10 protein-coding genes are annotated in these 11,870 nt (G+C 74.3%); 3 read left to right on the top strand and 7 right to left on the bottom strand.

Annotated features, from left to right (window positions below; translation table 11 throughout):
• The first annotated feature begins 9 nt into the window (after positions 1-9).
• Both IE108_RS12475 and era read left to right on the top strand, forming a co-directional pair.
• Complete coding sequence (locus tag IE108_RS12475) at positions 10-363, top strand: cytidine deaminase-like protein (protein WP_064727813.1); 354 nt, start codon at positions 10-12, stop codon at positions 361-363.
• A 61-nt stretch (positions 364-424) separates the two neighbouring features.
• Positions 425-1,378 (top strand): GTPase Era, encoded by a 954-nt coding sequence (gene era / locus IE108_RS12470; RefSeq protein ID WP_064727814.1) that lies wholly within the window; start codon positions 425-427, stop codon positions 1,376-1,378.
• Positions 1,379-1,394: 16 nt separating this feature from the next.
• Here era and IE108_RS12465 read toward each other — a convergent pair whose 3' ends face one another.
• Positions 1,395-2,528, bottom strand: coding sequence for a carbohydrate kinase family protein (locus IE108_RS12465; RefSeq protein ID WP_064731744.1), 1,134 nt, complete (start codon positions 2,526-2,528; stop codon positions 1,395-1,397).
• 146 nt (positions 2,529-2,674) lie between these two features.
• Positions 2,675-3,970, bottom strand: a complete 1,296-nt coding sequence (locus IE108_RS12460) for a glucarate dehydratase family protein (RefSeq protein WP_189397645.1) — start codon at positions 3,968-3,970, stop codon at positions 2,675-2,677.
• Between the two features lie 317 nt (positions 3,971-4,287).
• Here IE108_RS12460 and IE108_RS12455 point away from each other — a divergent pair, with 317 nt between their 5' ends.
• Positions 4,288-5,634, top strand: coding sequence for an MFS transporter (locus tag IE108_RS12455; protein ID WP_064727816.1), 1,347 nt, complete (start codon positions 4,288-4,290; stop codon positions 5,632-5,634).
• A gap of 1 nt (position 5,635) precedes the next feature.
• Here the strand turns inward: IE108_RS12455 and IE108_RS12450 are convergent, their stop codons facing one another.
• The 5 genes from IE108_RS12450 to IE108_RS12430 form a co-directional block, all read right to left on the bottom strand.
• Positions 5,636-6,634, bottom strand: coding sequence for an adenosine deaminase (locus IE108_RS12450; protein WP_064727817.1), 999 nt, complete (start codon positions 6,632-6,634; stop codon positions 5,636-5,638).
• A gap of 20 nt (positions 6,635-6,654) precedes the next feature.
• The gene (locus IE108_RS12445; RefSeq protein ID WP_064727818.1) at positions 6,655-7,560 is read right to left on the bottom strand and encodes a ribonuclease Z; all 906 of its coding nucleotides are present in this window, start codon (positions 7,558-7,560) and stop codon (positions 6,655-6,657) included.
• Positions 7,561-7,565: 5 nt separating this feature from the next.
• Positions 7,566-7,919, bottom strand: coding sequence for a histidine triad nucleotide-binding protein (locus tag IE108_RS12440; RefSeq protein WP_064727819.1), 354 nt, complete (start codon positions 7,917-7,919; stop codon positions 7,566-7,568).
• 74 nt (positions 7,920-7,993) lie between these two features.
• Positions 7,994-11,209, bottom strand: coding sequence for a S41 family peptidase (locus IE108_RS12435; protein WP_064727820.1), 3,216 nt, complete (start codon positions 11,207-11,209; stop codon positions 7,994-7,996).
• 72 nt (positions 11,210-11,281) lie between these two features.
• Complete coding sequence (locus IE108_RS12430) at positions 11,282-11,794, bottom strand: hypothetical protein (RefSeq protein ID WP_107420142.1); 513 nt, start codon at positions 11,792-11,794, stop codon at positions 11,282-11,284.
• Positions 11,795-11,870 lie beyond the last annotated feature (76 nt).

Below are 11,870 nucleotides of genomic sequence, written 5' to 3'. Positions count from 1 at the left end.
GCTCACCCCATGACCGAGACTCCCGCCCTCGACCCCGAGGACCGCAAGATCGTCACCCTGGCCCGCTCGGCCCGCGCCCGCAACGGTGTGCCCGAGGGGGCCGCCGTGCGCGACGAGACCGGGCGCACGTACGTCGCCGGCACGGTCGCCCTGGACTCCCTGAAGCTCAGCGCGCTGCGTACGGCGGTGGCGATGGCGGTGGCGTCCGGCGCGAAGTCGCTGGAGGCCGCGGCGGTGGTGACCGGGGCGGAGTCGGCGTCGGACGAGGACCGGGCGGCGGTGCGGGACCTCGGCGGTCCCGGGACGCCGGTGCTGGTGGCCTCGCCGGACGGGACGGTCCGCGCCACGGTGAGCGCGGGCTGAGTCCGGCCGGGTCGTCGGCCTTGGTACGGCGGGGCTCCGGGGATCAGGGACAATGGGCGCCATGAGCGTTCGTACCCAGTCATCCGAAGAACCGGCCGAGACTGTCCACCGGGCCGGCTTCGCCTGCTTCGTGGGCCGCCCCAACGCGGGCAAGTCCACTCTCACGAACGCTCTGGTCGGGCAGAAGGTGGCGATCACCTCCAACCGCCCGCAGACCACCCGGCACACCGTGCGGGGCATCGTGCACCGCGAGGACGCCCAGCTGATCCTGGTCGACACCCCCGGCCTGCACAAGCCGCGCACGCTGCTGGGCGAGCGGCTGAACGACGTGGTGCGCACGACGTGGGCCGAGGTGGACGTCATCGGTTTCTGCCTGCCCGCCAACGAGAAGCTGGGCCCCGGTGACCGCTTCATCGCCAAGGAGCTGGCGGGGATCCGCAAGACGCCGAAGGTCGCCATCGTCACGAAGACCGACCTGGTGGACGGCAAGACCCTGGCCGAGCAGCTGATCGCGATCGACCGGCTCGGCGAGGAACTGGGCATCACCTGGGCGGAGATCGTCCCGGTGTCGGCCACCGGGAACAAGCAGGTGGACCTGCTCGCGGACCTGCTGACGCCGCTGCTGCCCGAGGGCCCCGCGCTGTATCCCGAGGGTGACCTGACCGACGAGCCCGAGCAGGTCATGGTCGCCGAGCTGATCCGGGAGGCCGCGCTGGAGGGCGTACGGGACGAGCTGCCGCACTCCATCGCGGTGGTCGTGGAGGAGATGCTCCCGCGCGAGGACCGCCCGGCGGACAAGCCGCTGCTGGACATCCACGCCAACGTCTTCATCGAGCGCCCCAGCCAGAAGGGCATCATCATCGGCCCCAAGGGCAAGCGCCTCAAGGACGTCGGCATCAAGTCCCGCAAGCAGATCGAGGCCCTTCTCGGCACCCCGGTCTTCCTGGACCTGCACGTGAAGGTCGCCAAGGACTGGCAGCGCGACCCCAAGCAGCTGCGGCGGCTCGGCTTCTGAGCCGGTCGCCGGGCGGTCAGGACGGTGGGCGGAAGCCGATCGTCGGGACGGCCCGGCGCAGCGGCCAGGCGGCGGGCGGGCCGTCGGGGACCAGGTCCGCGAGGAACGCGTAGCGGCGCAGGGCCGCGGGGTCCTGGCCCTCGACGGACTGGACCTTGCGCCACCAGGTGGCGATCTCGCCCCAGCCGGGCGCCGACAGGGAGCCGCCGAACTCCTGGACGGAGAGCGCGGCGGTCAGGCCGGCGAAGGCGAGCCGGTCGGCCAGCGGCCAGCCGGCCAGGGTGCCGGTCACGAAGCCGGCCACGAAGACGTCCCCGGCGCCGGTCGGGTCCAGGGCCTCCACCTCGATGGCCGGGACCTCCGCGCTCTCACCGGTCCGCCGGTCCACCGCGTACGCGCCCTCCGCGCCGAGGGTGACCACGGCGAGCGGCACGTGCTCGGTCAGGGCGTGCGCCGCGGCGCGCGGGCAGGTGGCGCCGGTGTAGCGCATGGCCTCCTCCGCGTTCGGCAGGAAGGCCTCGCAGTGCGCGAGGTCGGGCAGCCCGGCCAGGTCCCACGCGCCGGTGTCGTCCCAGCCGACGTCGGCGAAGACGCGGGTGCCGCGGCCGGCGGCCTGGGCGATCCAGGGGGCGCTCACCCCGGGGGTGAGGGAGGCGACGGCGGCGCGGGCGCGCGGCGGGCAGTCGGGCGAGGGCTCCTCGGGCGGCGGCTCATGGCCGTGGGAGACCATCGTGCGCTCCCCCTCGTACGCCATCGAGACCGTCACCGGCGAGTGCCAGCCCGCGACGGTGCGCGAGGAGCCGAGGTCGATGCCCTCGCCCTGGGCGAGCGCGTCCCAGCAGTAGTCGCCGTAGTGGTCGTCGCCGAACGCGGCGGCGAGCGAGGTGCGCAGGCCGAGGCGGGCCAGCGCGGTCGCCATGTTGGCGATGCCGCCCGGGCTCGACCCCATGCCGCGCGCCCAGGACTCGGTGCCGCGCACCGGGGCGGAGTCGAGGCCGGTGAAGACGACGTCGAGGAAGACGGTGCCGGTCAGGTAGACGTCCCAGGGCGGGTCCTGCGGGCCACGCAGCGCGGCGAGCGGGTCGACCCTGGACCGGCGGTGCGATTCCTCGTCCTGGGCGTGGCGATGGGTTCTCGCGTCGGCCGGCATGGCGGGCATGGCGGGCACGTCGGACGCGGTGGACACGGTGGACGCTGTCACGGTGCGCTCCCTGGCATGGTGTGGATCTGGCCAGTGTGCACCACGGCACCGACATTCCCCCCGTGCCCGACCGCCGGTGGCGTCGGACGGCGCCGCTACCAGCGCGGTACGGAGGGCGTGACCCAGTCCGGGTGGGCCACCCGCATCGCGGCGGCGTCGTCGCGGTCGCGCAGGGCGCCGTCGTCGTCGAGCCAGCGCCGGTGCAGGAACGCGAGGCGGTCGCGGTCGAGTTCGACACCGAGGCCGGGGGCGTCGGAGACGGTGACCCGGCCGCCTTCGAAGGCGATCCGTTCGGTGAGCACGTCCTCGGACTGCCAGGGGTAGTGGGAGTCGCAGGCGTGGTGGAGGTCCGGGACGGTGGCCGCGACGTGCGTCATGGCGGCCAGGCTGATCCCGAGGTGGGTGTTGGAGTGCATGGAGACGCCGACGCCGAAGGTGCGGGAGACGGCGGCGAGCTGCTGGGTGGCGCGCAGCCCGCCCCAGTAGTGGTGGTCGGAGAGGACGACCTGGACGGCGCCCTTGGCGAACGCCTCCGGGATCTCGCCGAACGTCGTCACGCACATGTTGGTCGCGAGCGGCACCCCGGCCTTCGCGGCGACCTCGGCCATGGCCGGGGTGCCGAGCGCGGGGTCCTCCAGGTACTCCAGCACGTCCCCGAGTTCCGCGGCGACCCGCAGCGAGGTCTCCACGGACCAGGCGCCGTTGGGGTCCAGGCGCAGCGGGTGTCCGGGGAAGGCCTCGGCGAGCGCCCTGATCGCGGCGATCTCCTCGTCGGGCGGGAAGACGCCGCCCTTGAGCTTGAAGGAGGTGAAGCCGTACCGCTCGGTGAAGGCGCGGGCCTGGGCGACGACACCGGCCGGGTCGACCGCGGCGCCCCAGTCGTCCGGCTCTGCGGGGACGCCCTCGGGGTGGGCGGCCCACTTGTAGAAGAGGTAGGCGCTGTACTCGACGGAGTCGCGGACCTTGCCGCCCAGCAGCGCGTGCACGGGCAGGCCGAGCGCCTTGCCGAGGGCGTCGAGGCAGGCGACCTCGAAGCCGGAGACGACGGACAGGCGCAGCTTGTCGGCGGTCTGGACGCCGCGCAGCCCGCCGACGTCGACGCGGCCGGAGACCCGGGAGTCGTCGACGGCGACCTCGTCGGCGACGGTGAACAGGCCGTTCAGATCGCTGACCTGACGGCCCATCAGCTTTTTGGCGAAGGGCTGGGCCAGTTCCAGGTACTTGGCGTCGCCGTAGGTCTCGCCGACGCCGGTGACCCCGTCGGCGGTCTCGACCTCGATGATCAGGCGCGGGGTGTACGGCTGGTGCACGCCCTGCGTGTTGAGCAGCGGCGGGTCCGCCACGAGGATCGGCGTGAGGTGGACGGCCGTGATGGTGAGGTCGGCGGTCACGGGGCGACTCCTCGTCTGCGTATGTAAACGGCATCCACGTATGGAGATCGAGACTAGGGAGCGCGCCCCCGGGGCGTCAATGGCGCGACCGGACCGGAGGACGCCGGACGATACCGGTCTGACGCCTGGTCAGCCGGGGTGGCGACCGCTGCTACCCAGCCACGAAACCCCCAAACTTTAGTGTGACCCAGATCACACCCCCTCGGGTGTTTGCGGCGTTCCCGCTCTTGATACAAATTGCCCGCGCGCTCCCGTCGATCGACGGCCGTCGCCCCCCTCCTCTTCCCGAGTCCCTTTCGCATGCCCTGGGAACGCCCGTGCTCGCCCTCCGCACCACCCCCTGGCCCCTCGTCGCCGTTTTCACGGCCGGGTACCTTCCTCCGTATCTGCTCCCCACCACCGTCGGCAGACTCGACACCGGTCTTCCGCTGAGCGCCACGCAGGCGGGCGCCGTCGGCAGTGCGCTGCTGCTGAGTTCGGCGGGCGCGGGCTTCCTGCTCGCCTCCCGCGTGGAGCGGGCCGGTGCCCGCACCCTGGCCCGGTTCGGACTGGCCCTGGCCTTCCTGGGCTACGGCGCCGCCTCGCTCACCACCGCCGTCCCCGCCGTCGTCGCCGGCGCGGTCCTCGGCGGGTTCGGATCCGGTACGGCCACCACGGTCGCCGCCACCCGGATCGCCGCCGAACGGGACCCTCACCGCGCCTCCACGGCGGGCCTGCTGAGCGTGTCCGCGCTGGCCGGTGCCGTGTATCTGACGGTGCCCCACCTCGGCCGGTCGCACGGTCTGCCGCTGGCCGCCATAGCGCTGACCGCCCTCGCGGTGTGGCCGCTGACCGGCCGCCTCCCGGCCGGGACCGGTGGTACCTCGCCGGCCGCGCGGACCGCCTCGGGACCGCTCCCCCACCGCCGTTCGGGTCTCGTCCTGGCCGTCACCGTGCTGTGCTGGTCCCTCGCCCAGAACTCCCTGTGGGGCGTCAGCGGCAGGATCGGGCTGACCCAGGCGGGCCTCGGGGACGCCGCCCTCGGGCTGGTCTTCGCCGTCGCGCTGGGCGCGGGACTGATGGGCGTGCTGGCGGCCGGCGCGCTCGGGCCGCGGCTCGGCCGGGCCATGCCGGTCGGGGCGGGCACCGCGCTCATCGCCGGCTGCATCGTGGTGAGCGCGTCCGCGACCACGCCCACGGCGTTCGCGACCGGGGAGATCGCCTGGAACACGCTGTACCCGGTGGTGCTGTCGTACCTGATCGGTCTCGCCGCCTCGCTCGACGCGCGCGGCCGCTGGGCGGTGCTCGTCGGCTCGGCCTCGTCGCTGGGCACGGCGGCCGGGCCGCTGGCGGGCAGTGTGCTGTCGGCGCAGGCCGGCTACGCGGGCATGGGCCTCGTCCTGGCCGGCGGTCTGCTGCTGGTCGCGGTGCCGATGACGGCCGTCGCCCTGCACACCGGCGGGCGTCCGCTGCTGCCCGGCACGATCCGCCGCCGCGGCGGCACCCCGGCCGCGCTGGTCGCCGCCGCCACCGGCACGCCGAGCGGTGCGGTGCCCGAGGTCGGCGCCGCGGAGCAGCCGGTCGTGGAGATCGACGTGGACGCGCCGGCCCTGGCCGTCCGCGGCGCCTACGACACGGCCGGGCCCCGGCAGGCCGCGGCCGCACCGGGCCCCGGGCCGGGCTGAGTCAGGCGGCCGGGAAGGTGTACGCCGCCACCTCGGCCAGGTAGCGCGCCCGCAGCTCCTCGTCGTCCTCCAGGAAGGAGGCGAGGAAGGAGTTGCGGGCCAGCTCCCGCAGCCGCTCCTCGGTGAGGCCGAGGTCCCGGCGCACGGCGTCGAAGTTGTCGCCCGCGTAGCCGCCGAAGTAGGCCGGGTCGTCGGAGTTGACGGTGCACATGAGGCCCGCGTCGAGCATCGCCGGCAGCGGGTGGTCGGCCAGCGTGTCGACCGTGCGCAGCCGGACGTTGGACAGGGGGCACAGGGTGAGCGGGACGCGGTCGCGCACCAGCCGCTCGACCAGCGCCGGGTCCTCCACCGAGCGCAGTCCGTGGTCGACGCGCTCGACGCCCAGGACGTCCAGGGCCTCGGTGACGTACTCCGGCGGCCCCTCCTCCCCCGCGTGCGCGACCCGGCGCAGGCCGAGCGCCGCGGCCGCCTCGTACACCTCGCGGAACTTGGCGGGCGGGTGGCCGACCTCGGCGGAGTCCAGTCCGACGCCGGTGATGCGGTCCAGGTAGGGCTTCGCGGCGTCCAGCGTCGCGAGGGCCGACTCGGCGGACTCGTCCCGCAGGAAGCACATGATCAGCCGGGTGGAGACCCCGTGCCGCTCCCGGCTCCGGCCCAGCGCCCGCCACAGCCCCTCCACGACCGTGCCCATCTCCACGCCCCGCGCGAGGTGGGCCTGCGGGTCGAAGAAGATCTCCGCGTGCCGGACGCCCTGCGCGGCGGCGCGGGCGAGGTAGGCCTCGGCCAGGTCCTCGAAGTCCCGCTCGGTGCGCAGCACGGCCATCAGTTCGTAGTACAGGTTCAGGAAGGACTGGAGGTCCGCGAACCGGTACGCCTCGCGCAGCGCGTCCTCGTCGGCGTACGGCAGGGGCACGCTGTTGCGGGCGGCCAGCTCGAAGGCCAGCTCCGGCTCCAGGGTGCCTTCGATGTGGAGGTGCAGTTCAGCTTTGGGCAGGGGCATCAGAGCATCGTACGGCGGTTTCACCGACGTTTCGGAACCGGGATCCGGGTGAGGTCGCGGGCCACGGTCAGCTCGCCGTCGAACCCGGCGGCCCGCGCCTGCCGTTCGAACTCCTCCGGGTCTGAGTAGCGCTGGCTGAAGTGGGTGAGGACCAGGTGCCGTACGCCCGCGTCCCGGGCGACCCGCGCGGCCTGTCCTGCGGTGAGGTGGCCGTGGTCGGTGGCGAGCCCCTCGTCCTCGTCGAGGAAGGTGGACTCGATGACCAGCAGGTCGCAGCCCTCGGCGAGCGCGTGCACGCCCGCGCAGAGCCGGGTGTCCATGACGAACGCGAACCGCTGGCCGCGGCGGACCTCGCTGACCTCGTCGAGCCGGACGCCGTTCAGCGAGCCCTCCCGCTGGAGGCGGCCGACGTCCGGGCCGGCGATGCCGTGCGCGGCCAGGCGGCCGGGGAGCATGCGGCGGCCGTCGGGCTCGGTGAGGCGGTAGCCGTAGGACTCGACGGGGTGGGACAGCTTGTGGGCGTCCAGGGTGTAGGCGGGGGTGGTCGCCAGCGGCCCGTCCGCGTCCACCGGCGCCTCGGTGAGGGCGACCGTCTCGCGGTAGGCGGTGGCGTACCGCAGTCGCTCGAAGAAGCGGCGGCCGGAGCGCGGGTAGTGGGCGGTGATCTCGTGCGGGACCCGGTCGAGGTTGATGCGCTGGATGACGCCGGCCAGGCCCAGGCTGTGGTCGCCGTGGAAGTGGGTGACGCAGATCCGGTTCAGGTCGTGTGCGGCGACCCCGGCGCGGAGCATCTGGCGCTGCGTGCCCTCGCCGGGGTCGAACAGGATGCCCTCGCCGTCCCAGCGCAGCAGGTACCCGTTGTGGTTGCGGTGCCGGGTGGGGACCTGGCTGGCGGTGCCGAGGACGACCAGTTCGCGTGCGGACATCGTGCCTATCCGGGGGGCCATTCGAGGCCGCGGCCGCCGAGGACGTGGGCGTGCGCGTGCCACACGGTCTGGCCGGCCCCGGCGCCGGTGTTGAAGACGGTGCGGTAGCTGTCCAGCTTCTCCTGGCCGGCGACCTCCTGCGTCTCGCGCAGCACGTCCGCGGCGAGTTCCGGGGCACCGGCGGCGAGCGCGGCGGCGTCCCGGTAGTGCGCCTTGGGGATCACCAGGACGTGCGTGGGGGCCTGGGGGTTTATGTCGCGGAAGGCGACGGTGGTGTCCGTCTCCCGGACGATCGTCGCGGGGATCTGGCCTGCGACGATCTTGCAGAACAGGCAGTCGTCCTGGGGCTCGCCCGCCATGGGGCCTCCTCACGCCGGAAAGGGAGCACCGGGTCACCGGTGATCTTCTGCGGGCATCGTATCGACCGGGTGGGTCAGTCGGTCACCGGTGGCTCGGGCAGCACGGGCGGGGTCTTCGCCGGGGTCTCCTCCAGGGCGGCGAGCGCCAGCCCGATCGCCTCGTCCAGCTGCGGGTCGCGGCCCGCCGCGTGGTCCTGGGGGCGCTGCCAGACCTCGACGTCCGGGTCGACGCCGTGGTTCTCCACGCCCCAGCCGTAGCCCTCCAGCCAGAACGCGTACTTCGGCTGGGTGATCAGGGTGCCGTCGACAAGGCGGTAGCGGCTGTCGATGCCGATGACGCCGCCCCAGGTACGGGTGCCGACGACCGGGCCGATGCCGAGCGCCTTGATCGCGGCGTTGACGATGTCGCCGTCGGAGCCGGAGAACTCGTTGGCGACGGCGACGACGGGGCCGCGGGGGGCGTCCAGCGGGTAGCTGGAGGGGCGCATCCCGCGCGGCAGGTCCCAGCCGACGATGCGCCGGGCCAGCTTCTCCACGACGAGCTGGGAGGTGTGCCCGCCGCGGTTCTCGCGGACGTCGACGACCAGTCCCTCGCGGGCCACCTCCATCCGCAGGTCGCGGTGGATCTGCGCCCAGCCGGGGGCCTGCATGTCGGGGACGTGCAGGTAGCCGAGCCGGCCGCCGGTCCGCTCGTGGACGTAGGCGCGGCGGTCGGCGACCCAGGCGTGGTAGCGCAGCGGCTCCTCGTCGGCGAGGGGGACGACGACGGCGTACCGCAACTCCCCGCCGCCGGCCGGTGAGACGGTCAGCTCGACGGGCTTGCCGGCGGTGCCCACGAGCAGCGGGCCGGGGCCGGTGACCGGGTCAACGGGCCGTCCGGCGACCGCGACGATCGCGTCCCCCGCGCGCACCGCGACGCCGGGCGCGGCGAGCGGGGAGCGGGCGTCGGGGTCGGAGGTCTCCGAGGGCAGGACGCGGTCGACGCGCCAGGTGCCGTCCTCGTGCCGGGACAGGTCGGCGCCGAGCAGGCCCTGCCGGGCGCCGGAGCCGTGGCCGCCGCGCGGGGTGACGTAGGCGTGCGAGGTGCCCAGTTCGCCCTGCACCTCCCAGAGGAGGTCGACCAGGTCGTCGTGGGTGGCGAGGCGGTCGAGGACGGGGCGGTAGCGGTCGAGTACGCCGTCCCAGTCGACGCCGTTCATGTCGGCCCGCCAGAAGTGGTCGCGCATGATGCGGCCGGTCTCGTCGAACATCTGCCGCCACTCGGCGGCCGGTTCGACGGTCTGCCGCACCCGGCCCAGGTCGACGGCGATGTTGGTGTCGCTGTCCTCGTCGCCGGAGGCCCGCCGGTCGCTGGGGACGACCTTGAGCCGCCCGTCGGTCCACAGCAGCACCCGCTTGCCGTCGCCGCTGACCTCGAAGTGGTCGGCGTCGCCCGCGAGATGCTCGACGCGCTGCTGCGCGAGGTCGTACCGCTCCAGCTCGGTGTTCGGGTCGGCGGCGTCCGGGGTGGCCCGGGAGGCGCCGAGGACGCCGGTGAGCGGGTGGCGCAGCCACAGGACGCCGTCCTTGGCGGCGCGCAGCCCGGAGTAGCGGGCCGCCTCGACCGGGAAGGGCACGATGCGGTCGGCGAGGCCCTCGATGTCGATCCGGGTGGTCGGGGTGCCCTCGCTGTCGGGGGTCTCCTCCCGGTCCGGGGTCTCGAAGGGCCGGCCGTGGCGCTGAGGGCCGAAGGGCGAGGGGGTGGTCGCGGCGAGCGTGATCAGGTACGGCCGGGCGCCCTCGATGAAGGCGAGGTCGAAGACGTGCTCGTCGTAGACGGGGTCGAAGGAGCGGGTGGAGAGGAAGGCGAGGTGCTTGCCGTCCAGGGTGAAGGCGGGCGCGTAGTCCTTGAAGCGCAAGGGCGTCGCCTCGCTCACCGACAGGTCGGTGGTGTTGGCGAGCTTGAGCTGGCGCAGCGGGTCGGGGCCGGGGTGGGACCAGGCGAGCCAGGCGGAGTCGGGCGAGAAGACCAGCCCGGACGCGTCGCCGTCCTCGCTGCGGTCGACCTCGCGGACCTCGCCGCTCTCCCGCTCGACCAGCAGGATCCGCCCGTCGTGCGAGCCGACGGCGGCCCGGCTGCCGTCGGGGGCCATGGCCAGGTGCAGCACCCGGCCGAGCTGACCGGCGGCCAGGCGCCGGGCGGTGGCGCCGGGCGCGAGTCCGGTGGCGGGCGCGAACTCCAGGGCGTCGTCGCCCTCGGCGTCCGTCACCCACACCACCCACTCCTCGCCGTCGGCGCGGAAGGTGCGGGGCAGCCGGGTGCGGACCCCGGGCGTGGCCGCGAGCGCGCGGGCGGGTCCGGCGCGGTGGGTGACCCAGTGGACGCCGCCGCGTACGGCGACGGCGCTGCCGCGTGCCGTGTGGTCGGGGGAGGCCGCGCCGAACCAGCGGGCGGCGTTGAGCGGATACGGCTGGAGGTCGACGCGGGCGCCGCCGAGCCGGACGTCGAGCAGGCGCGGCTCGGCGCCGTCGAGATCGTCCAGCGTCCACAGCTCGCCGGCGCTGGAGTAGACGACGCGGGTGCCGTCGGTGGCCGCGTGCCGGGCGTAGAAGCCGTCGAGCGGTGTGTGGCGGCGCAGGTCGGAGCCGTCGGCGAGGGAGGAGTAGAGGGCGCCGGTGCCCTCGTGGTCGGAGAGGAAGGCGATCCGGTCGCCGACCCACAACGGGTACTCGATGTTGCCGTCGAGGCCGTCGTGCAGGCGGACGAACTCGCCGTCGCCCTCGCGGTCGATCCACAGCTTGCCCGCGGTGCCGCCGCGGTAGCGCTTCCACCAGGCGGCCTCGCGGCCCATCGGCGCGGACAGCAGCACGGTGTGGGGTCCGTCGGCGACGTCGCCGACCGGACCGTACGGCAGGGTGGCGGCGGGTCCGCCGTCGAGCGGGACGGCGCGCGCCCAGCTGCGGCGCAGGCTGGCCTGTCCGTAGGTGCTGAGGGCGAGGACGTCGCCGTCCTGGGTCCAGCCGCGCACCTGGGTCCGGACGCTGCCCCAGTGGGTGAGGCGCCGGGCGGGGCCGCCGTCGACGGGCGCGACGTGCACCTCGGGTGCGCCGTCCCGGGTGGAGGTCCAGGCGACGGTGGTGCCGTCGGGCGAGATGCGCGGGTGGTTCACCGGCACGTTGTCGGCGCTGACCCGCCAGGCCCGGCCGCCGTCGAGCGGGGCGAGCCACACGTCGTCCTCGGCGGTGAAGGCGACCAACTCGCCGTGCGGGTGCGGAAAGCGGAGGTAGGCAGGCGCTGCGGGCTGTGTCACCCCCTCACCCTATGCAGCGGCGCAGTCCGCCGACAGAGGTTTGGATCACTTGCCGGTCGCGGGCCCGGCGGGCTATTTGCCCTCCACCGGACGGCAGTGCGGGTCGTCCGGGCACCAGATGGTCCGGGTCACGGTCACGGTGGGCCCGGGCTGCCGCTGCGAGGGGCGGTCCGCGGGGGCGCTGGTGGCGTCGCAGTCGCCCAGCCCCTCGACCCGGAACCACTCCTTGCCGTCCACCTCGGTCTTGAGGTCGCCGCGCACACAGGCGCCGTTGACGACGCGGGTCACCTTGCCGTCGACGGTGATCTTCTTCCCGTCGTCGGTCTCCCCGTCGCAGTCGACGGAGGCGACGGTCTCCTCGCTCGGCGACGCGGTGGAGCCGTCGCCCTCGGTGTTCGCGGTGCAGGTGAGCCACCGCACGTCGGCCTTCTGCCGCTCCAGTTCACGTGTCATGGTCCGGTCGGTGGTGTACGCGACGGTCGCGGAACTGAGCCCGCCCGGTTCGCACGCGACGACACCTCCGACGGCGACGACCGTGCCGACGGCCACCGGAGCCACACGCCAAATCCGCCTCAATGCCCCCATGGAGGGCAGCTTCCCACCGGTGCGGGGCGGGCGGTAGGGGGCATACGGCCACGGTGGCGGCGGGCCGCCGGGACGC

Origin of the sequence: Streptomyces parvulus (genome assembly GCF_014648855.1) — a bacterium.
Lineage (GTDB): Bacteria > Actinomycetota > Actinomycetes > Streptomycetales > Streptomycetaceae > Streptomyces > Streptomyces parvulus.
Note: the sequence above shows the minus strand (reverse complement) of the source record. Positions and strands in the feature narration are given on the sequence as shown.

Coding starts and splice junctions, on each gene's coding strand:
- IE108_RS12475 (WP_064727813.1), top strand. CDS start 10: ATGACCGAGACTCCCGCCCTCGACCCCGAGGACCGCAAGATCGTCACC.
- era (WP_064727814.1), top strand. CDS start 425: ATGAGCGTTCGTACCCAGTCATCCGAAGAACCGGCCGAGACTGTCCAC.
- IE108_RS12465 (WP_064731744.1), bottom strand. CDS start 2,528: ATGCCGGCCGACGCGAGAACCCATCGCCACGCCCAGGACGAGGAATCG.
- IE108_RS12450 (WP_064727817.1), bottom strand. CDS start 6,634: ATGCCCCTGCCCAAAGCTGAACTGCACCTCCACATCGAAGGCACCCTG.
- IE108_RS12445 (WP_064727818.1), bottom strand. CDS start 7,560: ATGTCCGCACGCGAACTGGTCGTCCTCGGCACCGCCAGCCAGGTCCCC.
- IE108_RS12440 (WP_064727819.1), bottom strand. CDS start 7,919: ATGGCGGGCGAGCCCCAGGACGACTGCCTGTTCTGCAAGATCGTCGCA.
- IE108_RS12430 (WP_107420142.1), bottom strand. CDS start 11,794: ATGGGGGCATTGAGGCGGATTTGGCGTGTGGCTCCGGTGGCCGTCGGC.